The organism is Mycetocola sp. Y444, from assembly GCF_059445295.1.
The window spans coordinates 107,162-129,051 of sequence record NZ_JCAIUB010000001.1; the positions used below are offsets into that span (position 1 = coordinate 107,162).

The window sequence follows — 21,890 nt, forward strand, 5'->3', positions numbered from 1 at the left end:
GTCGCCAGTTGGCGAAAAGGCAATAAATACCATAAGATTGTCTGTTGGTGCTTTGCGCACGTTTCTGGCGTGTCATCCACAAGGACTCAGCAGCATCAAAATCCACCGCACGACCAGTGCAACTATTTTTAGCGACAGTGAGGCTATGGCCAAAAAAGACGGTGTCATTGAGATCGAAGGCTCGATCGTTGAAGCTTTGCCCAACGCGATGTTTCGTGTTGAGCTGACCAACGGTCACCGCGTTCTTGCCACGATTAGCGGCAAGATGCGTCAGCACTACATCCGCATCCTCCCCGAGGACCGCGTGATCGTGGAGCTCAGCCCCTACGATCTGACCCGCGGCCGGATCGTTTACCGCTACAAGTAACACGCACTGTAAGTAACGGCCGCTCAGGCTGGTTCGGCACATCTGTGTTCGGACCTGAGGGAGCGGTACGACGACAGCGAGAGAGAGAAACTCATGAAGGTCAAGCCCAGCGTTAAGAAGATCTGCGAAAAGTGCAAGGTCATCCGTCGCAATGGACGCGTCATGGTCATCTGCGAGAACCCGCGCCACAAGCAGCGCCAGGGCTAAATTCTTCGTCGGACGAAGAACAGCAGTACACCAATCGCAGCGCAAGCTGCACAATATCGGCAGTTCCAGAACTCGTTCGAGGGACACCTCGGGTCGGAGGCCCGGGCACAGGAACTGCTCCACACCTCCACTAACTCCTAGGAGAAGCCACCATGGCACGTCTCGCCGGCGTAGACATTCCCCGCGATAAGCGCGTGGAAATCGCACTGACGTACATTTACGGTGTTGGACGCACGAGGGCTCTGAAGACCCTCGTCGACACCGGCATCAGCGGAGACATCCGTGTGAAGGATCTCAGCGACGACCAGTTGGTCCTGCTGCGTGACTACATCGAAGGCAACTACAAGGTAGAGGGTGACCTCCGCCGTGAAGTTCAGGCCGACATCCGCCGCAAGGTTGAGATTGGCAGCTACGAGGGAATTCGTCACCGTCGTGGCCTGCCCGTTCGTGGACAGCGCACCAAGACCAACGCTCGTACCCGCAAGGGCCCGAAGCGCACAGTTGCCGGCAAGAAGAAGGCTCGCTAGGCCCCGGCCTTCGAGCTCTTTGCCGAAAGATTTAGGAGATATTCATGGCTGCACCCAAAACCGCTGCCCGCAAGCCGCGTAAAAAAGAGAAGAAGAACATTGCTGTGGGCCAGGCCCACATCAAGTCGACCTTCAACAACACGATCGTCTCGATCACCGACCCGACTGGTGCTGTCATCAGCTGGGCGTCCTCTGGTGGAGTCGGCTTCAAGGGTTCACGTAAGTCGACCCCGTTCGCCGCTCAGCTCGCTGCAGAGTCTGCTGCCCGCCAGGCACAGGAACACGGCATGAAGAAGGTTGACGTCTTCGTCAAGGGACCCGGTTCAGGCCGCGAGACCGCGATCCGTTCGCTTCAGGCCGCTGGCCTCGAGGTCGGATCGATCAACGACGTTACCCCGCAGGCGCACAACGGTTGCCGCCCGCCGAAGCGCCGCCGCGTTTAAGCACACTTCGATTCTCGACGATTGAGCGGCGCCAGTTCTGGCGCTGCTCAATCGTCGGCTCGGATACAACTTCATACCTCGTCATTGCAAGTGTCATATAGCGGACACTTAGCCGAAAGGAACACATAGTGCTTATTGCACAGCGCCCAACGCTCACCGAAGAGAACATTTCAGAGTTCCGCAGCCGGTTCGTGATTGAGCCCCTGGAGCCTGGCTTCGGATACACCCTCGGCAATTCACTTCGCCGTACCCTTCTGTCTTCCATCCCCGGCGCTGCAGTAACCAGCATCCGCATCGACGGCGTGCTGCACGAGTTCAGCACCATCCCCGGTGTCAAGGAAGACGCGACCGAGATCATCCTGAACATCAAGGGTCTCGTCGTTTCGAGCGAGCACGACGAGCCGATCACCGCTTACCTTCGTAAGACCGGTGCTGGGCAGGTCACCGCCGCTGACATTTCGGCACCGGCCGGCGTCGAGGTCCACAACCCGGACCTCGTCATCGCGACCCTCAATGACAAGGCGAAGTTCGAACTCGAACTCACCATCGAGCGTGGCCGTGGCTACGTGTCAGCAACGCAGAACCGTAACGAGTTCTCCGAAGCCGGCCAGATCCCGATCGACTCGATCTACTCGCCAGTGCTCAAGGTCACCTACCGCGTCGAGGCAACTCGTGCCGGTGAGCGCACTGACTTCGACCGCCTGGTCGTCGATGTCGAGACGAAGCCGGCCATCACGCCGCGCGACGCCATCGCATCAGCGGGCAAGACCCTCGTCGAACTGTTCGGCCTCGCTCGCGAGCTCAACAACGCGGCAGAGGGCATCGAGATCGGCCCGGCACCGGTTGACGCCGTTCTGCCCGGCGAGCTCTCGATTCCGATCGAAGACCTCGACCTTTCGGTTCGTTCGTACAACTGCCTCAAGCGCGAGGGCATCAACACGGTCTCCGAGCTTGTCGCTCTGAGCGAGACCCAGCTGATGAACATCCGCAACTTCGGACAGAAGTCGGTCGATGAGGTTCGCGACAAGCTCGTGGAAATGGGCCTTTCGCTCAAGGACTCGGTTCCCGGGTTCGATGGCGCTCACTTCTACTCGGGCTACGACGACGAGACAAGCAACTAAGGCTCGTCCCCGGACGCCCTTTCATTTTTTGATACTGGAGATACAACATGCCTACGCCCACTAAAGGCCCCCGCCTCGGAGGCGGACCAGCGCACGAGCGTTTGATGCTCGCCAACCTGGCCGCTGCCCTGTTCACCCACAAGAGCATCAAGACCACCGAGACGAAGGCCAAGCGCCTCCGCCCGGTCGCCGAGCGCCTCATCACGTTCGCAAAGCGGGGCGACCTGCACTCCCGTCGTCGCGTCATGCGCACGATCGGTGACACCTCGGTCGTTCACGAGCTCTTCACCGAGATCGCGCCGCTCGTTGCAGAGCGCGAGGGTGGATACACCCGCATCACGAAGCTCGGCTTCCGTAAGGGCGACAACGCCTCGATGGTTCAGATCGAGCTCGTTCTCGAGCCCGTCACCCCCAAGGTGAAGAAGTCGAAGCCGGCTGCCGCACAGGCTGAGACGCCTGTTGTCGCCGAAGAGACTGCTCCCGAGGTTGAGGCTGAAGAGCCCGCAGCCGAGGCAGCTCCCGAGGCTGAGGTTACTGAAACCGAAGCTGAGGTCGTCGAGGCTGAGAAGGCCGACGACACCAAGTAGCACTCGTTTCACTCGAAGCCCCCGTCATCCGTTTGGATGGCGGGGGCTTTGTCGTTGCCGGCGTCGCGCTGGTGCGTATGGCACCCGGGACACGCAAACTGCGCGAGCCCATCAGTTGCGGTCGAGCGCATCAGGTGCGCGGGATGTTCTCGACCGGAAGTGGTGCTCTCGCTGGGCGGCGAGCTCACTCGGCGCGGGTGCCGTGTGCGGGGCGACCGGATGCCGCGTTGCCGCGTGCCCGCCGACATCCGTCGCCGTCCGCGTGGGGGCGTGCCGACACCGGGGGAGAGGCGCCTGCGGGCGGGTGCGGCGCCGGGCTGTGCAAACTGCGCGAGACCATCAGTTGCGGTCGAGCGCATCAGCTGCGCGGGATGTTCTCGACCGGAAGTGATGCACTCGCCCGGCGGCGAGGTCACCCGGGGCGGAGCTGTGTGCTGTTGCCGATAAACTTCCGAGGTGGACCCCGCCCCGACCAGCACCAGATTCCGGCTCGACATCGCCTATGACGGCACGCACTTCGCGGGCTGGGCGAAGCAGCCGGGGCTCCGCACCGTGCAGGGCGTGCTCGAGGAAGCCATCACCACCATCCTGGGCAAGCACGGTGACAGGATCCTGGTCGCGGTCGCCGGACGCACCGACACCGGCGTGCACGCGACGGGCCAGGTGGCACACCTCGATCTCGACGAGGAACGCGCTGCTCGCGTTCGCCGGGGGAGACCGGCCAAAGACGGCTTGCATCCGACGGGAAGCGCACTGCGACGGAAGGTCAACGGGGTTCTCGGCCAGTACCCTGACGTTGTTATCACCAACGCCCGCCCGGCCGCGCCGGGCTTCGATGCACGCTTCTCCGCGATCTGGCGCCGCTACGAGTACCGGATCGCCGACAGCATCTCGTTCCGCAATCCGCTGGAGCGCGCCCAGACGGTATGGCATCCGTCGCCGCTCGATGTCGACCGGATGAACGCGGCAGCCCAATCGCTCGTCGGCCTTCATGACTTTGCGACGTATTGCCGACCCCGCGAGGGCAGGACCACAATCCGCACGCTTCAGCGTTTCGGCTGGGTCAGGGATGCTGAGGGAGTGCTCGTGGCTGATGTGCGAGCGGATGCCTTCTGCCACAGCATGGTTCGCGCGCTCGTCGGTGTCTGCGTCGCTGTGGGTGAGGGGAAGCTGGAAGTGGCCGACGCTGAGCGGCTGCGGAGCGAGGTGACGAGGTCGAACGAGTTCGCTGTGATGCCCGCCCGCGGCCTCACCCTCGCCGAGGTGGGGTATCCCAGCGACGCCCTGCTGGGGCAGCGTGCCGCGCTGACGCGCCAGCGACGGAGCCTCGACGACGGCCGCGACCCCTTTGCCGAGTTTGACGACGATGATGAGGCCGGGTAAGGTTGCTCCTTGGTGTCCATACTCCCTGCAGTGCGGCACCCGAAGTTGAGCCCTCCACCTGCGGCGTTCTCGTCAGAACTCCCAACGGAGCGGGATTCACGACCAACCAACTTACGACAAGAAAGCAGCACTACTGTGACGCGCACTTATTCCCCCAAGGTCTCTGAGATCCAGCGTGACTGGTTCATCATTGACGCCACCGACATCGTGCTTGGCCGTCTGGCCAGCCAGGTCGCCATCCTCCTCCGTGGAAAGCACAAGGCTACCTTTGTGAACCACATGGACACCGGTGACTTCGTCATCATCATCAACGCCGAGAAGGTCGCTCTTACCGGCCAGAAGCTCCTGCAGAAGAAGGCTTACCGCCACTCGGGTTACCCGGGCGGCATCAAGGCTGTCACCTACGCCGAGCTGCTCGAGAAGAACCCGACCCGCGCGGTGGAGAAGGCTGTTCGCGGCATGCTCCCCAAGAACTCCCTCGGTGCTGCGCAGCTGCGCAAGCTGAAGGTATACACCGGTAACGAGCACCCCCACGCTGCGCAGCAGCCCAAGACGTTCACCCTCGACCAGGTCGCCCAGTAAGCGCCCGGAATAGAAATAAGGATTCCTACAGTGGCGAAGATCGCAGATTCCATCGCAGAGACCCCGGAGAGCTTCTCCACCGAAACGCCGGTCGAGGCAGCTCCCAAGGCAGCCCGTCCCGCACTGAGCGTGCCCGGAGCAGCAGTCGGCCGTCGTAAGCAGGCTATTGCCCGCGTTCGGCTCATCCCGGGAACCGGCACCATCACGGTCAACGGCCGTGAGCTTGCCGAGTACTTCCCGAACAAGCTGCACCAGCAGCTGATCAACGACCCGTTCACCATTCTCGACCTGGCTGGCGGCTACGACGTCATCGCTCGCATCTCCGGCGGTGGCCCTTCAGGCCAGGCCGGCGCGCTGCGCCTCGGCATCGCCCGTGCGCTCAACCAGATCGACGAAGAGAACAACCGCGCAACCCTGAAGAAGGCCGGATTCCTCTCGCGTGACGCTCGCGTCAAGGAGCGCAAGAAGGCCGGTCTCAAGAAGGCTCGTAAGGCTCCCCAGTTCTCGAAGCGCTAACCGCGCCTCGGATCAGGACTGCTTTATATGCCTCGCCTGTTTGGTACTGATGGTGTTCGCGGCCTCGCGAACAAGGACCTGACGGCAGACCTCGCTCTCGGCCTTGCCCAAGCCACCGCTGTGGTGCTTGGGCAGGGCCGAAGTGCTGAGGCCCGTCGTGCTGAAGGTAAAAGGCCCGTCGCCGTGCTCGCACGCGACCCCCGGATCTCCGGAGAATTCCTGTCGGCGGCCGTTGCCGCAGGATTGGCCTCGAGCGGCGTCGACGTCCTCGACGCCGGGGTTATTCCGACCCCAGCCGCCGCGTTCCTGATCGCAGACATCGACGCCGACTTCGGCGTCATGATCTCGGCGAGCCACAACCCGGCGCCAGACAACGGAATCAAAATCTTCGCTCGCGGAGGCACCAAGCTTCCCGACGCCGTCGAGACGCGCATTGAAGAGCACCTCGACGAACCCAACTGGGCTCCCACCGGCGCCGACGTCGGTCGCATCCGCCGCTTCGCCGACGCGGAAGACCGTTACGTCCTGCACCTGCTCGGCAGTTTGCCCCACAGGCTCGATGGGATCCACGTGGTCCTCGACTGTGCGCACGGCGCAGCTGCCGGAGTGTCACCCGAGGTGTTCCGCGATGCGGGCGCCCGGGTCACCGTCATCGGAAACGATCCCGACGGTATGAACATCAACGATGGCGTCGGCTCGACCCACCTCGACCTGCTGGCCGAAGCTGTGCTCGAGCACGGTGCCGACATTGGTATCGCCCACGACGGCGATGCTGACCGCTGCCTCGCCGTCGACGCGAACGGCAAGGTCATCGATGGTGACCAGATCATGGCGATCCTGGCCGTTTCCATGAAGGAACGCGGCCGGCTGACCGACAACACGCTCGTCGCCACGGTGATGAGCAACCTCGGGCTGCGCATGGCCATGGAGCAGCACGGTATCTCGATGGTGCACACCAAGGTCGGCGACCGTTACGTCCTCGAAGCGATGGACGGCGGCAAATTCGCGCTCGGTGGTGAACAGTCCGGGCACGTCATCATGAGTGAGTTCGCGACGACAGGCGACGGCATCCTCACCGGACTTCACCTGGTGGCTGAGATGGCCCGAACCGGCAAGACCGCGGCAGAACTCGCGAGCGTGATGACCGTCTACCCACAGATTCTCGTGAACGTGCGGGACGTGGATCGCGAGGGCATCCACAAGGATGAGGTGCTCGCTGACGTCGTCCGCGCTGCGGAGACCGAGCTGGGTGACACCGGTCGTGTGCTGTTGCGCCCGAGCGGAACCGAGCAGCTGGTTCGGGTAATGGTCGAGGCTGCTGACCAGCTGACCGCCGACCGCCTGGCTCACCAGATCGCCGACGTAGTCCGGGTGCGGCTCGCGGTCTAGGGTCGCCCCTTACCCACCGTTCACCAGGACGCGGGTGTGCGAGCCAGCAGTGCCCGCGGTCAGCGCGCCTGGTTATGCCGGCGTCCCGCCTGCCGCAGCGCTCTCACACCTTGCGGAGGAGAACCGAGCTGACCTTGTGGTCTGACGCCTTTCGCAGGACGAGTTTGGCTCGTGCTTTGGTCGGGCGGATGTTGTCAATGAGGTTCGGCTCGTTGACCTCACGCCAGAAGTAGCGAGCCCGTTCGCGTGCTTCATCCTCGGTGAGATCGGCGTACACGTTGAAGTACGAGTTGGGGTTCGTGAAGGCGCCGCGCTGCAGCGCCATGAAGCGTTCCTCGTACCAGGTGGCGATATCGCTCGTGCGGGCGTCGACGAAGATGCTGAAGTCGAAGAGGTCGGCAACCGTCAGCCGGTGCCCGCTCCCCGCGGGCTGAAGGACATTGAGGCCCTCGACGATGAGCACATCCGGGCGTCGAACCACAACTTGCGCGTCAGGAACTATGTCGTACTTGAGGTGGGAGTAGAACGGCGCACGTACCTCCGGCGCCCCGCTCTTGACCGCGCTCACGAAGCGGAGCAGCGCCCGGCGGTCGTACGCCTCGGGAAACCCTTTGCGGCCCATAATGCCGCGACGCTCGAGTTCGGCGTTCGGGTAAAGAAACCCGTCGGTCGTGATGAGTTCGACACGCGGGGTGTCCGGCCAGCGGGCCATGAGTTCCCGCAGGAGCCGGGCGACGGTGGACTTGCCGACCGCGACAGACCCGGCCACACCGATCACGAACGGGGTGCGGTCAGTGGTCTCGCCGAGGAACGACATGGTCGAATCGTGCAAGCGCTTCGCGGCGGCGACGTACAGGCTCAGCAGCCGGCTGATCGGCAGATATACCTCCGCCACCTCGGTCATGTCCAGTCGGTCGCCGAGGCCCCGGAGCTGCACAACCTCCGCGTCGGTCAGTGGCGACGGTGTGTTCGGGGCGAGTCGTGCCCAGTCCGACCTGTCGATTTCAACGAACGGCGTGCTCTGGGTGCCATTGTGATGGCCGTCTCCGTGGTCAGGCATAAGGCTCCCAGTCTATTGCGGCTATTCTTGACCCCATGTGTGGAATCGTGGGATACGTAGGCGGAAATGACAGCATCGATGTACTTGTCGGAGGTCTAAGTCGGCTCGAGTATCGCGGTTACGACTCCGCAGGCGTCGCCGTCATCGACGAGAACGGTGTTCTCCGCACCCGGAAGCGGGCGGGCAAGCTCGCTGTTCTCGCAGACGACCTCAAGTCGGGAGCCATCGAAGTCAGCCGTACAGGCATCGGCCACACCCGCTGGGCGACGCACGGAGCACCGACCGACCAGAACGCGCACCCGCACCTCGGTGACGACGGCAAGCTCGCGCTCATCCACAACGGCATCATCGAAAACTTTTCCCCGCTCAAGCAGGAACTGCTCGACGAAGGCTTCACTTTCGAGAGCGACACGGACTCCGAGGTCGCCGCTGTGCTGCTCGGCCGTGAGTACCGCAAGACGCAGGACCTCCGCGAGGCATTCCAGAACGTCGTGGCGCGGCTCGATGGCGCTTTCACGCTCCTCGCTGTGCACGAAAACGAGCCGGGCATCGTCGTCGGCGCACGCCGCAACTCGCCGCTCGTGATCGGGCTCGGCGATGGTGAGAACTTCCTCGCTTCGGACGTCGCCGCATTCGTTGAATACACCAGGAATGCCCTCGCCATCGGCCAGGACCAGATCGTCTCCATCACGCCGGACAAGGTCGAGGTCACCGACTTCTTCGGTGCTCCCGTCGAGGTCGAGCCCTTCGAGATCGAGTGGGACGCCAGCGCAGCTGACAAGGGCGGCTGGCCGAGCTTCATGGCCAAAGAGATTTCCGAAGAACCGGATGCTGTCGCCAACACCCTGCGCGGCCGCATCGATGCAGATGGCCAGGTCGTCATCCCCGAGCTCAACGGTCTCGATGAACTCTTCGTCGACATCAACCGCATCGTCGTCATCGCCTGCGGAACCGCCGCCTACGCGGGCCAGACCGCCAAATACGCGCTCGAGAAGTGGGCCGGAATCCCGGTCGACGTCGAGCTCAGCCACGAGTTCCGCTACCGCGAGCCGGTCATCACCCCGCAGACACTGGTCGTCTCGATCAGCCAGTCCGGTGAGACCATGGACACGCTCATGGCCGTGAAGTACGCCAGCGAGAAGGGCGCCAAGACGCTCTCGATCTGCAACACCCAGGGTGCGACGATTCCTCGCGAGTCCGACGCCGTCGTTTACACCCACGCCGGCCCCGAGGTTGCTGTCGCGTCGACCAAGGCGTTCGTCGCCCAGATCACCGCGCTTTACCTCTTTGCACTCCACCTCGCCCGCGTCCGTGGCGCTCAGCCCGCAGACGTTCTCGCCGAGCAGTCGGCAGAGCTCCTCGCCGTTCCGGCGAAGATCGCCACGATCCTCGACGAGAGCAGTGTCGTCGAGCAGCTGGCGCACTGGATGAGTGACTCCCGCGCAGTGCTGTTCCTGGGCCGCCACGTCGGGTACCCGATCGCTCTCGAGGGCGCCCTCAAGCTCAAGGAGCTCGCCTACATCCACGCCGAAGGGTTCGCCGCCGGTGAGCTCAAGCACGGTCCCATCGCCCTGATCGAACCGGGCCAGCCCGTGTTCGTCGTTGTGCCGAGCCCCCGTGGCTCCGCGATGCTGCACTCCAAAGTGGTTTCCAACATCCAGGAGATCCGGGCCCGCGGAGCGCGGATCATCGCGATCGCTGAAGAGGGCGACGCAGCGGTTCTTCCCTTTGCCGACACGGTCATCCGGATTCCGCTGGCCGCGCCACTCTTCGAGCCGTTGCTCGCCGTCATCCCGCTGCAGATCTTCGCGATGGAACTGGCGATCGCGAAGGGACTCGACGTCGACCAGCCGCGCAACCTCGCCAAGTCGGTGACCGTCGAGTAACAGCCGCCGCACCCCTCCGCGGGTGCACGACGGAAGGCAAGCGAAGGGAGCAGCGTGATCGTCGGTATCGGGGTCGACCTGGTCGACCTTGCCCGCTTCGAACGTGCTGTCGACCGCACGCCTCGCCTGCGTGAGCGCCTGTTCGCTGAGAGCGAACGGTCGCGACCGCTGCGCTCACTCGCCGGCCGGTTTGCCGCGAAGGAAGCACTGATCAAGGCGCTGGGCAGTTCCGACGGCGTGCGCTGGCTCGACATCGTTGTGTCGAACAGTGATGAGGGCGACCCCGGCTTCGAGATCACCGGCGACACAGCGAAGGTGATCGAAGCCCGCGGCATCGATCGGCTTCACCTCTCGATGAGCCACGATGCCGGAGCGGCGATTGCATTCGTCATTGCCGAGCGAAACGACCCAGACCGGTCGCAGTCGAGTACCGAGGCACAGGCCTCGCAGAAAGAAGAGAAGGCATGATCGGGTTCCGTGAAGCAGTGATCGACACGGATGCCATGACGCACAACATCCGTCACCTGGCTGGTGTCGTCGGGACGGACCACATCATCGCGGTCGTCAAGGCGGACGGCTACGGCCACGGCGCGGTGCAAGCGGCGCGCGCCGCCCTCGCCGGCGGCGCAGACTGGCTGGGAACGGCAGACCTCGTCGAGGCGATCGAACTCAGGGACGCCGGAATCACGGCGCCGGTCCTGTGCTGGCTGCACGGCCCCGACACTGACTTCACGGCTGCAGGGCACCGCGGCATCGACATCGGCGTCTCCTCGATCGACCAGTTGGAGAAGGTAGCGGATGCCGCTGGCGACGCGCCCATCGAAATCCACCTCAAGCTGGACACCGGTCTGTCCCGCAACGGACTCGACGCTTCCGACTGGCCCCGGGCATTCTCCCGCGCCGCCGAACTCGAGCGCAGCGGACGGATTCACGTGCGCGGGATCTTCTCGCACCTCTCCAACGCCTCCGACGATGACGATCGCCAGGCGGCCAGGGAATTCGACGCGGGTGTCCGGCTGGCAACACAACACGGACTCCGTCCGGAGCTCGTGCACCTCGCTGCCACCGCTGCGGCGATCCGGCTGCCGGAGACGCGCTTCAACACGGTGCGCATCGGTCTCGGGCTCTACGGACTCTCGCCATTCGACGATGCCGAATCCAGCGACCTTGGACTCATTCCCGCGATGACCCTTCGAGCGTCGGTTGCCGCCATCCGGCGGGTACCGGCGGGAAAGGGCGTCTCGTACAGCTATACCTACCGCGCTCCGGAGGAGACGACCCTCGCCCTTGTCCCGCTCGGCTACGGCGACGGCATCCCTCGCCAGGCATCCAACGCCGGTCGTGTTCTGATCGGCGGGGGAGTGCACCAGATCGCGGGCAGGATCGCTATGGATCAGTTCGTTGTCGCCGTTGGTGACGCCGCTGTGTCGACCGGAGACGATGTGGTGATCTTTGGTGACCCCGCCACCGGCGCGCCGAGCGCGACGGACTGGGCGACGGTAGCGGGGACGATCAACTACGAAATCGTCACGCGCATCGGAGCCAGGGTGCACCGCGTCTACGGTGCCGGATCATGATCGAGCTCCCGTTCGACTCCGTCGTCGCGACGGCCGACGACATGCACGAACTGGGGATCAGCCTCGGCCGCTCCCTCCGAGCGGGGGATCTCCTCGTGCTCACCGGCCCGCTCGGCGCTGGAAAGACGACGCTCACCCGCGGGATCGGTGAGGGACTCGGCGTTCGAGGACCGGTGACGAGTCCCACGTTCGTGCTGGCGCGCACCCACCCGAGCCTGTCGGATGGTCCACCACTCGTTCACGTGGATGCCTACCGGCTGTCAAGCGCCGTTGAACTCGACGACCTCGACATCGACTTCGCGGGCAGCGTCGTCATCGTCGAGTGGGGGCGCGGCATGCTCGACGGCATCGCCTCACGGTGGCTCGACGTGGAGATCGAGCGTCCGACGGGGGCGGGCCAGCAGGTGCATTCTTCGAATGGAATACAGGCGGATGCCGGTGACGGCGAAGACGTGTCAGCTCTCGAGCACGAGGCTGGCGTGAACGAGGCCGACGCGGACGGTGCCGACGTAGACGAGACCGACGAGCCTCGCCGGGTCCGCATCACGATCTCTGAGCCGCCGGTGACCGCGTAGGCTTGATCCGTGCTCCTCGCCATAGATTCATCCACGGGAACCAGCGTCGCTGTGGTCGATCGCGACGGCGGTGTTCTCGCCGAGCGGACCACAGGCGACACGATGAGCCACGCCGAAGTGGTGGGTTCGCTGCTCCGTGAGGTCATGCAGGAGGCCGGTGTCGACGCATCCGCTCTCTCCGGTGTCGTCTGCGGGATGGGCCCAGGCCCGTTCACCGGGCTTCGAATCGGCATCGCTGCGGCCCGCGTGTTCGCACTCGCGGCAGATAAGCCGCTCGTCCCTCTCGTCAGCCACGACGCCATAGCCTTCGACTGGTACCGCTCCGGCAACACCGGCGGGTTGCTCGTGGTCACCGATGCCAGGAGACGCGAGCTGTACTGGTCGGCATACTCCGGCGTCGACGAACACGGAGCGCCTGCCCGGGTGGATGGTCCAGGGCTGGCCAAACCCGACGAACTGGGCCACAGCGATCTTCAGCGGCTCGACGCAACGACGGTGTCTGCAGGCTCACTCGGCATGCTTGGGGAACTGCTCTACTCGACGGGTGGCTCGTTCGCCGCTGACGAGGCGCTCTACCTGCGCTCGCCGGACGCGAAACCGTCGCTCGGCGGAAAACGGGTGACGGCATGACCTGGCAGATTCGGCGCGCCACCGTCGCGGACCTCGCGCATATCCTGGCGATCGAGCAGTCGACCTTCGGGTCCGATGCCTGGTCGGCCGAACTTCTCCGCTCGGAACTCGCGAGCGCAAACACGTACTACATCGTCGCGACACCGGTCGGCGCCCCCGAGATCGTCGAGGGCTACGCGGGACTGATGGTCCCACCGGGCGCCGACGACGCCGATATCCAGACGATCGCCGTTGCCGCAGAGGTCCGCCGCATGGGACTCGGCCGCATCCTCGTTCGCGCCCTGCTCAGCGAGGCGCGAAAGCGCGGCGCGCGGCAGGTGTTCCTCGAGGTGCGGGAGGACAACCCGGCGGCCCAGGCGCTGTACCTCGACCTCGGGTTTGAGGCGATCGCCGTGCGGCCCGGCTACTACCAGCCGGACAATGTCGACGCCATTGTGATGAAGCTCATCCTTCAGCCCCGCGTTCCAGGGCTCGCGGTGGGCGCGCAGTGAACGAGGACCTGATGAACCGCACCAACCCGCTCGTTCTGGGGATCGAGACGTCCTGCGACGAAACCGGAATCGGTATCGTGCGGGGGACGAGGCTACTGAGCAACACCATAGCGTCCTCGATGGACGAGCACGCGAGGTACGGCGGCGTCGTTCCCGAGGTAGCGGCACGGGCGCACCTCGAGGAACTCGTTCCCGCCATCCGCCACGCTGTCGCCGAGGCCGCTATCTCCCTCGATGACCTCGACGCCATCGCCGTAACGAGCGGCCCAGGGCTGTCGGGTGCCCTCATGGTCGGCGTCGGCGCGGCCAAGGCGCTCGCGGTCGCGCTGAACAAACCTCTCTACGCGGTCAACCACCTCGTCGGGCACGTCGGTGCCGACATCCTGGACGATTCCGGAACTCCATTCGAGTATCCGACGATCGCCCTGCTGGTTTCCGGTGGGCACACCTCCCTCCTTCTCGTGCGCGATCTCGTGAGCGACGTCGAGCTGCTCGGTGAGACGATCGATGATGCCGCAGGCGAAGCTTTCGACAAGGTTGCTCGGATTCTTGGGCTCCCGTACCCCGGTGGCCCCCAGATCGACAGGGTCGCAGCGGCCGGAGACCCGAACGCCATCAGGTTCCCGCGCGGACTCAGCCGGCCAAAAGACATGGAGAAGCATCGGTACGACTTCTCGTTCTCCGGTCTCAAAACCGCGGTTGCGCGCTGGGTGGAGCAGAAGCAGGATGCCGGACTCGAGGTGCCAGTAGAGGATGTCGCCGCCGGCTTCCGGGAGGCGGTCGCGGATGTGCTCATCACCAAGGCGCTCGCTGCCTGCGCCGACTATGGTGTGCCGCGGTTGCTGCTCGGTGGCGGAGTCGTCGCGAACGCCCGGGTCCGGGCGCTCGCCGCGGAACGGTCTGCCGCGGCGGGAGTGGCTCTGCGCATCCCACCGCTGTCCCTGTGCACAGACAACGGCGCGATGATCGCCGAGCTGGGCGCGCAGCTCATCATGGCGGGCCACGCACCCTCTACACTCGACTTCTCGGCAGATTCAACACTTCCTGTGACGGATATCCAGGTGCACTAGCACCGCGCGACGAAGGAGACGCCCATGTCAGATCCTCACGGCCCCGACGGAGTTCCCCCGGCGCCACCGGTGCCGCCGGTGCCGCCGACAACTCCGGAGCCGAACGTGCCATCGATCCCGGCTCAACCGACTCCGCCGTCGCCGAGTGAACCGACGCCGTCGCCCACCGAACCGGCTGCACCGACTCCCGCCGAGCCGATCGCCCCCCGACCCGCCGAACCGGCTGTGCCGACACCCGTGGAGCCCACGGTGCCGGCACCCGTCGAGCCGGGGCCGCCACTGCCGGCCGAACCCGAAACACCGGGGCCGGGCGCACCATCCTCGCCCTTCCCGCTCGCTACCGCTGCTCCGCAGGAGCGATCGCGGACGTCGGAGCCGGGTGGGGTCCAGCCCCCGTCCCCGCCGGCCACGCCGTACCGTTCCGCGGGAGCGCCACCGGTCAACCCGTTCCCGCAGGTGCAGCCCGTTGCGGCACCGGCTGCCGGTGCCCCGGCACCGTATGCTGCTCCATATCCGGGTCAGCAGCCCCAGCACGCGCAGGGCCAGCAGGCTCAGGCCCAACAGCCACAGGCCCAACAGCCACAGGCCCAGCAACCGCAGGGTCCACAGCCACAGGCTCCGCACGGTCAGCAGTATCCTGGCCAGCAGCAGCAGCAGCAGCAGCAGTACCCGGCATCCGCCCAGTACCCCGCGTCGCCCCAGTACCCCGCGTCGCCCCAGTACCCCGCGTCGCCCCAGTACCCCGCGTCGCCCCAGTACCCCGCTCAGGCGCAGTATCCCGTTCAGCCTCAAAATCCCGGTCAGCCGCAGGCTCCCTGGCCGCCTCAGCCTGGCAACCCTCAGCCCGCCAACCCTCAGGCGTTCGCCCCCGCGGGCTATGCGCCGCCATTCGTCCCGTCCCCTCAGGGGCAGCCGCCGGTACAGCAGGCATACGGGTCGCCGACTGCGCCGTATCCCGGTCAGCAGGGGTACGCGGGTGCGCCCGGTTATTCCGGTCAGCCGCAGTACCCTACGTCCCCGAAGCCCGCAGCGCCGCCCAAGCCCAAGATGGGCCTGATCGGTCTCATCCTCGGAATCATCGGCGTTATCGGCGGCATCATTTTCGGCTGGACGCTTCCCCTGTCGATAGCCGCGATAGTCCTCGGGCTCGTCGCGCGCAAGAAGGAAGTCGACACCCCTGGCCGATCCCTCGCCGCCATAGTGACGGGCGTGGTCGGGCTTCTTCTTTCCCTGGGCTGGCTTGCGTACAGCGTGATCACCATTGCGGCCACGACAGCGGGATAGGTTCATGTCCCAACGGGTTGCACCGGTGCTTTTCACCGTCGCCGCGTCGAGCTACGCGGCCAACTGTGCGCTCGGTGCCGGCGTTGCGACAGGCCGTGTGCACACGGGCAACTTTCGATGGATTCATCACGCTCTCTACATCACGACAGTGACGACGAGCGTGATCGCGGCCAGTTCCCTGCTGTGGAGCCGCAACCGGGCAGGACTGTTTCTCCTGCCAGCGGCGATCCCCCTTGCGGTGATACCGCGGGCGAGCGCACGGTCGCCCAGGCACGTGCAGACAGCGCTTTCTGCAGCACCGTTTTTCGTACTCAGTGTGATCAAGGCCTGGAGGTAGGCGTGGAGTTTCTCGATGTGGTTCGCCGGCGGAAGACAACGAACGGCCCGTTCCTGCCGGACAGGGTCAGTGAGGAACACCAGCGTCTGCTGATGGAAGTGGCCGGTCGCGCCCCCTCGCAGTTGAACAGCCAGCCGTGGCGATTCGTGATTGTCGATGACCCGGACACGATCGACACCATTGCGAGAATCAGTGGCGACAGCATGACCGAGGCGATGTCGAACGGCACTTTCTTCGAGCGCTACAAGCCGTATTTCCGCTTCAGCGCGAGCGAAATGGCCGAAAGACGCGACGGGATGCTGTTCGACAAGCTTCCCGCTGCGTTGCGGCCGTTCACCACACAGGTGTTCACCAAGCGTGGCCAGAAGCTCATGAATGCGATGCGTGTTCCGCAAAAGCTCGGTGAAGAGAACCGCAAGCTCGTCGCCGGCTCACCGTTGCTCATCGGCGTGATGCTTGACCGCTCGGAGTATCGCCCTGGCGAGCTGAGCTCGTTCTATTCGGTGTTCAGCATGGGTGCTGCGATGGAAAACGTCTGGCTGACCACCGTCGAACTCGGCATGGGGATCCAGTTCGTCTCGTTCCCGATGGAAGTCCCGGGCATGTGGGCGAAGATCGAGAACCTGCTCGAGGTGCCCGATTCTCTCGAACTCATGGCTGTGTACCGCCTCGGCTATGTGCCGACGGAACAGCGCCGCCCCGCTATCGACTGGACGAGCCACGAACGCAAGCTGCCGTCGCAGTACGTGTTCCGCGGGACATGCAAAACGCCACAGACCGGCTGGGACACTCCCGTTTCACACGGGTAGCCCAGCCGGCCTGCGGCGTCGGCCCGTCGGCGGTCAACCGCCGACGGGTGCGTTACATCAGCGACCGGTTGCGTCGGGGGAGCGGTCGACCTCGCCGCGCCAGGCTCCGGTCTCGAAGCCGTTCGACTCGATGAGCTTCTTGAACTTCTTGAGGTCGTGACCGATCTGGATGTCGTCGACCTGGAGCAGCGCTCCGGCGTGCTCGAGGATGCCCTGCGGTGACCAGTCGAGCCGCAGCGAGATTCGCGTCTCATCCGCGCTCAAGCGGTGGAACGAAACGACACCGGCGTGATCTTCGCCGTCTGTGCTCGTCCACGCGATGCGGGTGTCGGGGATCTGCTCGGTGATCTCAGCGTCGAATTCGCGTTTGATGCCGGCAATCGACACTTTCCAGTGGGTCTGGGTGTCGCTCGTCTGAGTCACGTCGTCGACGCCGCTGAGGAACTGCGGGAAAGATTCAAACTGAGTCCACTGGTTGTATGCGGTTGACACGGGGACGTGAACGTCGATATCGGCGTTGACAGTTGTCATGAGCGCTCCTTCTGGGTGAGATCCATTGTGTGTTCCCAGAGAACCACGGGACGCCTCACAGTGTCGAGGGGTTGCGGGTCGGGCGGGTCTTCGTCAACTTTCTGGAGCGACTGTGCCGCAGGTCAGTTCCGGGGGATCCGCTCGCAGAGGAGCGCGGCGTGCTTGCCGTTCACGCGGGTGAGCACAATCGTCGCGCTCTTGCTGCCGCGGAGCGCCATCCGCTTGCGGAAGACCGCCGGATCGATGTCTGCGCCTCGCTTTTTCACCTCGAGCGTCCCGATATCGCGCTTCGCGAGCTCCCGCTTCAGTGTCCGCTCATCGAGCGGGAACCTCTCGATCACGCGGAACGCCGTGGCGAACGGGGTCCGGGCCTCGGTGTCGCCCGTGAGATAGGCAATGCCGGGGCTGAGCATCCCCGCACCGATCTCGCGCGCAACGTCGCCGATAAGCCTCGCCCGGATGACCGCGCCGTCCGGTTCGAAGAGAAATTCGCCGGGCTCACGCACGGCGACATCCTCACTGTCGGCGGGAGCGGTCAGTTCGTGGGTTCCCGCCGAGTCGAGGACGAGCGCTGACCGGCGCACCCCATCGCGGGCGAGGGCGCCGAACCACAGGCCGAGCTCGACGACCTGCCCATCGACGCTGACCCATTGGGCTTCAGCGTCGTCGGGAATGAGTGATCTGTCGAACCCTGGGCCGAGTTTGACACCGACGGGCTGTGTTGCGGCACGCCCGAAGACCAAATCGAGCGATGGGCTGTAATCCTCCGGCCGGGTCAGCCGAGTGGTGTTCGAGTGCCCGGCGGTGCGTCTGGCCGGATCGAAATAGAGCCCGTCGAATGCGCTCGTGTCGATGTCCTCCGCCTTCGCGTGCCTCACATCGGCGGTGGGGAAGGGGGCGAGGTTGTAGCTGGCGACTGTCGCGGTCACTTCGTCGGCGTCGACGGCGGTAACCTCGAGGTCCATCGCGGCCATCGCCATGGCGTCGCCCCCGATCCCGCAGCCGAGGTCAGCAATCCGGCTGAGTCCCGCCGAGCTGAATCGGCCGGCGTGGAGTGCGGCGACACGCAACCGGGTGGCCTGTTCGAGGCCGGCCTCGGTGAAGAGCATCCGCGACGCGAACTCACCGAACTTCCCAACAGCCTTCCGCCGGAGCCTGACCTGCGTCAGCACGGCCGCGACGAGCGCGGGCGAGTGGCCTTCCGCGCGCAGTCGTGACACGGTCCCAACCGGGTCGGTGTCGGCATCCGACCCCCCGACCTGGTCGATGAGGGTGAGCCCATCCGGCGTCAGTAGTTCAACGAGTTCGGCTCTCTCCATCGTGCAAACTTATCAACCCGGATGCTGTGCGCTCGCCCTACGTTGGCACTCACGTTGCGAGAGTGCCAACGGATCCCTACACTGGCATTAGCACTCTCGATGTGAGGGTGCTAACTCAAGTCTTAGTTTAGAAAGAGGTCAACCGTGTCGGTCAGCATCAAGCCGCTCGAGGATCGCATCGTCATCAAGCAGGTCGAGGCAGAGCAGACCACTGCTTCAGGTCTCGTCATTCCTGACACCGCCAAGGAGAAGCCGCAGGAAGGCGTCGTCGAGGCTGTCGGCCCCGGCCGCATCGACGACAACGGCAACCGGGTACCGCTCGACGTCGCCGTCGGCGACAAGGTGATCTACTCCAAGTACGGCGGAACCGAGGTCAAGTTCGACGGCCAGGACTACCTGGTCCTCTCGGCTCGCGACGTGCTCGCGGTTGTGGTTCGATAACTCAAACGAACTGAAGCCCGGACGGTGACTCACCGTCCGGGCTTCTTCGTTTTAACAGGCGGTTGCCCCGCAGGTGCGGAGTAGCATCGATGGGTGCAGATGACCCCAGAGCCGGTTCCGGCCAATAGTGCAGGCCCGACAGGCAATGCAGCTCCGACAGGCAATGCAGGTTCGACAGGCGGTGCGGGCCCCGAAGCGGCGGCCAACGGCGCAGTGGCTTCTCCCGATGCCCCGCTGAGCCGCCCCGGCCTCATTTTCGCCGTGACCGCATACACGCTGTGGGGCGTTCTTCCGCTGTACTTCCTCCTGCTCGCGCCGACGGACCCGTTCGAGCTTGTCGCGGCCCGCGTGATCTTCTCGCTGGTGTTCTGCATGTTCCTCCTGACGGTGACGCGCGGGTGGGCTCCCTTTCTCCAGCTCGCCAGGAATCCCCGGGTGTCATTCCCCCTCGGTCTCGCTGGCGTCCTCATCTTCGTCAACTGGCAGACGTACGTCTACGGAGTGCTCAACGGGCAGGTCGTCGAGACGGCGCTCGGTTACTTCATCAATCCCATCGTCACTGTTTTTCTCGGCGTGTTCTTTCTGCGCGAGAAGCTTCGCGTCGTGCAGTGGATCTCGGTCGGCATCAGCATTGCCGCGGTGCTCGTGCTCGCGATCGGCGCGCACGGCGTTCCGTGGATTGCCCTGATCCTCGCCTTTTCCTTCGGGCTCTACGGCTACATCAAGAAGCGGGTCGGGGGGACCGTCGACGCCGTCTCGGGGCTCACCCTCGAGACAGCGTGGCTCACGCCCCTCGCCGTCGTCCAACTCATCGTCGTCGGCTCCACCGCCGGACTGACCATCGGACAGGTCAGTGTCTTTCATACGGTGCTGCTCGTCGGTACCGGTGTGATCACGGCGGTTCCCCTGCTCTTCTTCGCCGCTGCGTCGCGTCGGCTTCCGCTCATCTACATGGGCTTCATCCAGTTCTTCGCCCCCGTGATCCAGTTCCTCGTCGGGGTGCTCGTACTCCACGAGGCCATGCCGCTGGAGCGGTGGATCGGGTTCATTCTGGTCTGGATTGCTCTCGTCGTCCTGACGGCGGACACGGTCATCAGTGCGCGCGGATCGCTCCGGCGGCGCAATAAAGCTGCGTCTGAAGCGCCAGAACAGCTCTGATGCCGCTGAACTGTAACGATTGCGTCGCCGTTACACGTATGTAACGCCCACGTATTGTTCGGTGACGATTGCTCGAATATGTTGGCACCACGACAGTATTTAGCGCTGTCGGTTGGATACACGACACAGCATAGGAGCAACATGGGCGTCTTCACCCGGGCTACGGCCTCCCGCTCACGCACCCGCACGATCACACTGGGTTCTCTCGCAATCCTCGGAGCCAGCGCGCTGGTCCTCACCGGTTGCAGCAGCCCAGGTGGCGGCGAAGGTGACTCAGACCAGCCAGCAGGCGACCTGACACTCAAGGTCGGAACGCAGCTGCCGCAGACAGGCAACCTCGCCTTCCTCGGCCCGCCCGAGGAAGCAGGAGTCGGCCTCGCGGCCAAGGAGATCAACGACGCCGACCTCGGGATCGAGATCGACGTTGTCTACGGTGACTCCGGAGACACCGACAACAAGGCATACGCAACCGAGGTGCCGCGACTTCTTCAGGAGGGCGTCTCGGCGATCATTGGCGCAGCCGCCAGTGGTGTGACCAAGCTCTTCATCGACCAGGTGACGGGCGAAGGCGTGATTCAGTTCTCGCCGGCCAACACCTCTGCGGACTTCACAACGTGGGACGACAACGGGCTGTTCTGGCGAACTGCCCCGAGTGACGTGCTGCAGGGTGAGGTCCTCGGAAACCTGATCGCTGAAGACGGCAACGAAACCCTCGGCATTCTCTACCTCAACGACTCGTACGGGACCGGCCTCGCCGAATTCACGACAGAGGCGTTCGAGAACGCGGGCGGCGAAGTCGTCGAACAGCAGTCGTACAACACGGGCGACACCTCGTTCGACGCTCAGGTCAGCGCACTGAAGGCCGCAAACCCCGACGCAATCGCCCTGATCGCGTTCGAGGAGACCAAGACGATCGTTCCCGCGCTCGCCGGGTTCCCGTCCGACAAGCTGTACTTCGTCGACGGCAACCTCGCCGACTACTCAGCCGATTTCCCTGCAGGTACCCTCACGGGCGCCAAGGGTACGCTGCCGGGTCTCGACACCGAGTCCCTCGGTGACTTCACCGACCGCCTGCAGGAGTTCTGGCAGGGCGAGGGCAACGAGGAGCTGAAGGACTACAGCTACGCGGCTGAATCCTACGACGCCGTCGTCCTTCTGGCGCTGGCCGCGATGGCGGCGGGCTCCACCGACGGCGAGGACATCGCAGGGAAACTCCAGGAGGTCTCTGGTGGTTCCGGCGACGGTACCACGTGCACGTCGTTCAGCGAGTGTGCTGAGCTGCTCAACGATGGCGAGACGATCGACTACGACGGAAACTCCGGCCCGGTCACGTTCGACGAGAACGGTGACCCGACCGAGGCAACGATCGGCGTCTTCCAGTACCTCGAAGACAACACCTACGAGCGCATCTCCGAGTAGTTCGTAACCGAAACACAACCGCAGGGCCACGGGAAACCGTGGCCCTGCCGTTCGTTAAGCCCGGCGCCACAGCCTGCCACCGCGCCGCGCTGGAGCGCGTCTCGTCCATTCACGTTCGGCAGACTCTCGTCATCCGGCCGGTGCTGTGTTAGCGTCATGTCACCCATTTGCGGGGAGGCGA

Annotated in this window: 26 protein-coding genes; 23 read left to right on the forward strand and 3 right to left on the reverse strand. The window is 64.6% G+C overall.

The window, feature by feature from the left end:
• Positions 1–145 precede the first annotated feature (145 nt).
• From infA to glmM, 10 genes are all read left to right on the forward strand, one after another.
• Positions 146–367: a translation initiation factor IF-1 gene (gene infA, locus AC1C2M_RS00505; protein WP_108391751.1), complete on the forward strand. Its 222-nt coding sequence runs from the start codon at positions 146–148 to the stop codon at positions 365–367.
• Between the two features lie 93 nt (positions 368–460).
• Positions 461–574: a 50S ribosomal protein L36 gene (rpmJ, locus tag AC1C2M_RS00510; RefSeq protein WP_108391750.1), complete on the forward strand. Its 114-nt coding sequence runs from the start codon at positions 461–463 to the stop codon at positions 572–574.
• Between the two features lie 152 nt (positions 575–726).
• Positions 727–1,101, forward strand: a complete 375-nt coding sequence (gene rpsM, locus AC1C2M_RS00515) for a 30S ribosomal protein S13 (RefSeq protein ID WP_108391749.1) — start codon at positions 727–729, stop codon at positions 1,099–1,101.
• 44 nt (positions 1,102–1,145) lie between these two features.
• The gene (rpsK, locus tag AC1C2M_RS00520; RefSeq protein ID WP_108391748.1) at positions 1,146–1,544 is read left to right on the forward strand and encodes a 30S ribosomal protein S11; all 399 of its coding nucleotides are present in this window, start codon (positions 1,146–1,148) and stop codon (positions 1,542–1,544) included.
• Positions 1,545–1,672: 128 nt separating this feature from the next.
• Positions 1,673–2,665 (forward strand): DNA-directed RNA polymerase subunit alpha, encoded by a 993-nt coding sequence (locus tag AC1C2M_RS00525; protein ID WP_108391747.1) that lies wholly within the window; start codon positions 1,673–1,675, stop codon positions 2,663–2,665.
• A 47-nt stretch (positions 2,666–2,712) separates the two neighbouring features.
• Positions 2,713–3,252, forward strand: coding sequence for a 50S ribosomal protein L17 (gene rplQ / locus AC1C2M_RS00530; RefSeq protein ID WP_495434274.1), 540 nt, complete (start codon positions 2,713–2,715; stop codon positions 3,250–3,252).
• A gap of 456 nt (positions 3,253–3,708) precedes the next feature.
• Positions 3,709–4,635 carry a tRNA pseudouridine(38-40) synthase TruA gene (truA, locus tag AC1C2M_RS00535; RefSeq protein WP_495434897.1) on the forward strand — a complete coding sequence of 309 codons (927 nt, stop codon included), beginning with the start codon at positions 3,709–3,711 and terminating at the stop codon, positions 4,633–4,635.
• Positions 4,636–4,770: 135 nt separating this feature from the next.
• A complete protein-coding gene (rplM, locus tag AC1C2M_RS00540; protein WP_108962888.1) occupies positions 4,771–5,217 on the forward strand; it encodes a 50S ribosomal protein L13 in 447 nt (148 codons plus the stop codon).
• A gap of 30 nt (positions 5,218–5,247) precedes the next feature.
• Positions 5,248–5,733, forward strand: coding sequence for a 30S ribosomal protein S9 (gene rpsI / locus AC1C2M_RS00545; protein WP_483404868.1), 486 nt, complete (start codon positions 5,248–5,250; stop codon positions 5,731–5,733).
• A 27-nt stretch (positions 5,734–5,760) separates the two neighbouring features.
• Positions 5,761–7,122 carry a phosphoglucosamine mutase gene (gene glmM, locus AC1C2M_RS00550; RefSeq protein WP_495434898.1) on the forward strand — a complete coding sequence of 454 codons (1,362 nt, stop codon included), beginning with the start codon at positions 5,761–5,763 and terminating at the stop codon, positions 7,120–7,122.
• A gap of 103 nt (positions 7,123–7,225) precedes the next feature.
• On the opposite strand, the gene coaA is transcribed toward glmM, so the two are convergent.
• Positions 7,226–8,182: a type I pantothenate kinase gene (coaA, locus tag AC1C2M_RS00555; RefSeq protein ID WP_495434899.1), complete on the reverse strand. Its 957-nt coding sequence runs from the start codon at positions 8,180–8,182 to the stop codon at positions 7,226–7,228.
• A gap of 35 nt (positions 8,183–8,217) precedes the next feature.
• On the opposite strand from coaA, the gene glmS reads away from it, so the two are divergent.
• From glmS to AC1C2M_RS00605, 10 genes are read left to right on the forward strand one after another with little or no spacing between them, the layout of a single operon-like run.
• Positions 8,218–10,068 carry a glutamine--fructose-6-phosphate transaminase (isomerizing) gene (gene glmS, locus AC1C2M_RS00560; protein WP_495434900.1) on the forward strand — a complete coding sequence of 617 codons (1,851 nt, stop codon included), beginning with the start codon at positions 8,218–8,220 and terminating at the stop codon, positions 10,066–10,068.
• A 54-nt stretch (positions 10,069–10,122) separates the two neighbouring features.
• A complete protein-coding gene (locus AC1C2M_RS00565) occupies positions 10,123–10,536 on the forward strand; it encodes a holo-ACP synthase (protein WP_495434901.1) in 414 nt (137 codons plus the stop codon).
• A complete protein-coding gene (gene alr / locus AC1C2M_RS00570; RefSeq protein ID WP_495434902.1) occupies positions 10,533–11,645 on the forward strand; it encodes an alanine racemase in 1,113 nt (370 codons plus the stop codon). The genes AC1C2M_RS00565 and alr overlap by 4 nt, the downstream gene beginning before the upstream one ends.
• Entirely contained in the window at positions 11,642–12,220 is a 579-nt protein-coding gene (tsaE, locus tag AC1C2M_RS00575; RefSeq protein ID WP_495434903.1) for a tRNA (adenosine(37)-N6)-threonylcarbamoyltransferase complex ATPase subunit type 1 TsaE, read from the forward strand. Before alr ends, tsaE begins: the two co-directional genes overlap by 4 nt.
• Positions 12,221–12,229: 9 nt before the next feature.
• Positions 12,230–12,850: a tRNA (adenosine(37)-N6)-threonylcarbamoyltransferase complex dimerization subunit type 1 TsaB gene (tsaB, locus tag AC1C2M_RS00580; protein WP_495434904.1), complete on the forward strand. Its 621-nt coding sequence runs from the start codon at positions 12,230–12,232 to the stop codon at positions 12,848–12,850.
• Positions 12,847–13,341 carry a ribosomal protein S18-alanine N-acetyltransferase gene (gene rimI, locus AC1C2M_RS00585; RefSeq protein WP_495434905.1) on the forward strand — a complete coding sequence of 165 codons (495 nt, stop codon included), beginning with the start codon at positions 12,847–12,849 and terminating at the stop codon, positions 13,339–13,341. Before tsaB ends, rimI begins: the two co-directional genes overlap by 4 nt.
• A gap of 11 nt (positions 13,342–13,352) precedes the next feature.
• Positions 13,353–14,411 carry a tRNA (adenosine(37)-N6)-threonylcarbamoyltransferase complex transferase subunit TsaD gene (tsaD, locus tag AC1C2M_RS00590; RefSeq protein WP_495434906.1) on the forward strand — a complete coding sequence of 353 codons (1,059 nt, stop codon included), beginning with the start codon at positions 13,353–13,355 and terminating at the stop codon, positions 14,409–14,411.
• A 24-nt stretch (positions 14,412–14,435) separates the two neighbouring features.
• On the forward strand, positions 14,436–15,695 hold the full coding sequence (locus tag AC1C2M_RS00595; protein ID WP_495434907.1) for a DUF4190 domain-containing protein: 1,260 nt from the start codon (positions 14,436–14,438) through the stop codon (positions 15,693–15,695).
• Between the two features lie 4 nt (positions 15,696–15,699).
• Positions 15,700–16,032, forward strand: a complete 333-nt coding sequence (locus tag AC1C2M_RS00600; RefSeq protein ID WP_495434908.1) for a hypothetical protein — start codon at positions 15,700–15,702, stop codon at positions 16,030–16,032.
• Positions 16,033–16,034: 2 nt separating this feature from the next.
• Complete coding sequence (locus tag AC1C2M_RS00605) at positions 16,035–16,841, forward strand: nitroreductase family protein (protein ID WP_495434284.1); 807 nt, start codon at positions 16,035–16,037, stop codon at positions 16,839–16,841.
• Positions 16,842–16,898: 57 nt separating this feature from the next.
• On the opposite strand, the gene AC1C2M_RS00610 is transcribed toward AC1C2M_RS00605, so the two are convergent.
• The gene (locus tag AC1C2M_RS00610; protein WP_483404856.1) at positions 16,899–17,372 is read right to left on the reverse strand and encodes an SRPBCC family protein; all 474 of its coding nucleotides are present in this window, start codon (positions 17,370–17,372) and stop codon (positions 16,899–16,901) included.
• A gap of 122 nt (positions 17,373–17,494) precedes the next feature.
• The gene (locus AC1C2M_RS00615; RefSeq protein ID WP_495434909.1) at positions 17,495–18,691 is read right to left on the reverse strand and encodes a class I SAM-dependent methyltransferase; all 1,197 of its coding nucleotides are present in this window, start codon (positions 18,689–18,691) and stop codon (positions 17,495–17,497) included.
• Positions 18,692–18,835: 144 nt separating this feature from the next.
• Between AC1C2M_RS00615 and groES the strand changes: the two genes are divergently transcribed.
• The 3 genes from groES (at position 18,836) to AC1C2M_RS00630 (ending at position 21,709) form a co-directional block, all read left to right on the forward strand.
• Positions 18,836–19,132, forward strand: coding sequence for a co-chaperone GroES (gene groES, locus AC1C2M_RS00620; protein ID WP_108391728.1), 297 nt, complete (start codon positions 18,836–18,838; stop codon positions 19,130–19,132).
• Between the two features lie 99 nt (positions 19,133–19,231).
• On the forward strand, positions 19,232–20,290 hold the full coding sequence (gene rarD, locus AC1C2M_RS00625) for an EamA family transporter RarD (protein ID WP_495435676.1): 1,059 nt from the start codon (positions 19,232–19,234) through the stop codon (positions 20,288–20,290).
• A 141-nt stretch (positions 20,291–20,431) separates the two neighbouring features.
• Positions 20,432–21,709 (forward strand): ABC transporter substrate-binding protein, encoded by a 1,278-nt coding sequence (locus AC1C2M_RS00630; RefSeq protein ID WP_495434910.1) that lies wholly within the window; start codon positions 20,432–20,434, stop codon positions 21,707–21,709.
• The last annotated feature ends 181 nt before the right edge of the window (positions 21,710–21,890 follow it).

What these genes read in the sequence shown, in the direction of transcription:
- infA (WP_108391751.1), top strand. Translation starts at nt 146, where the DNA reads ATGGCCAAAAAAGACGGTGTCATTGAGATCGAAGGCTCGATCGTTGAA.
- rpmJ (WP_108391750.1), top strand. Translation starts at nt 461, where the DNA reads ATGAAGGTCAAGCCCAGCGTTAAGAAGATCTGCGAAAAGTGCAAGGTC.
- rpsM (WP_108391749.1), top strand. Translation starts at nt 727, where the DNA reads ATGGCACGTCTCGCCGGCGTAGACATTCCCCGCGATAAGCGCGTGGAA.
- rpsK (WP_108391748.1), top strand. Translation starts at nt 1,146, where the DNA reads ATGGCTGCACCCAAAACCGCTGCCCGCAAGCCGCGTAAAAAAGAGAAG.
- rplQ (WP_495434274.1), top strand. Translation starts at nt 2,713, where the DNA reads ATGCCTACGCCCACTAAAGGCCCCCGCCTCGGAGGCGGACCAGCGCAC.
- glmM (WP_495434898.1), top strand. Translation starts at nt 5,761, where the DNA reads ATGCCTCGCCTGTTTGGTACTGATGGTGTTCGCGGCCTCGCGAACAAG.
- coaA (WP_495434899.1), bottom strand. Translation starts at nt 8,182, where the DNA reads ATGCCTGACCACGGAGACGGCCATCACAATGGCACCCAGAGCACGCCG.
- glmS (WP_495434900.1), top strand. Translation starts at nt 8,218, where the DNA reads ATGTGTGGAATCGTGGGATACGTAGGCGGAAATGACAGCATCGATGTA.
- alr (WP_495434902.1), top strand. Translation starts at nt 10,533, where the DNA reads ATGATCGGGTTCCGTGAAGCAGTGATCGACACGGATGCCATGACGCAC.
- tsaE (WP_495434903.1), top strand. Translation starts at nt 11,642, where the DNA reads ATGATCGAGCTCCCGTTCGACTCCGTCGTCGCGACGGCCGACGACATG.
- rimI (WP_495434905.1), top strand. Translation starts at nt 12,847, where the DNA reads ATGACCTGGCAGATTCGGCGCGCCACCGTCGCGGACCTCGCGCATATC.
- tsaD (WP_495434906.1), top strand. Translation starts at nt 13,353, where the DNA reads ATGAACCGCACCAACCCGCTCGTTCTGGGGATCGAGACGTCCTGCGAC.
- AC1C2M_RS00595 (WP_495434907.1), top strand. Translation starts at nt 14,436, where the DNA reads ATGTCAGATCCTCACGGCCCCGACGGAGTTCCCCCGGCGCCACCGGTG.
- AC1C2M_RS00600 (WP_495434908.1), top strand. Translation starts at nt 15,700, where the DNA reads ATGTCCCAACGGGTTGCACCGGTGCTTTTCACCGTCGCCGCGTCGAGC.
- AC1C2M_RS00610 (WP_483404856.1), bottom strand. Translation starts at nt 17,372, where the DNA reads ATGACAACTGTCAACGCCGATATCGACGTTCACGTCCCCGTGTCAACC.
- AC1C2M_RS00615 (WP_495434909.1), bottom strand. Translation starts at nt 18,691, where the DNA reads ATGGAGAGAGCCGAACTCGTTGAACTACTGACGCCGGATGGGCTCACC.
- rarD (WP_495435676.1), top strand. Translation starts at nt 19,232, where the DNA reads ATGACCCCAGAGCCGGTTCCGGCCAATAGTGCAGGCCCGACAGGCAAT.
- AC1C2M_RS00630 (WP_495434910.1), top strand. Translation starts at nt 20,432, where the DNA reads ATGGGCGTCTTCACCCGGGCTACGGCCTCCCGCTCACGCACCCGCACG.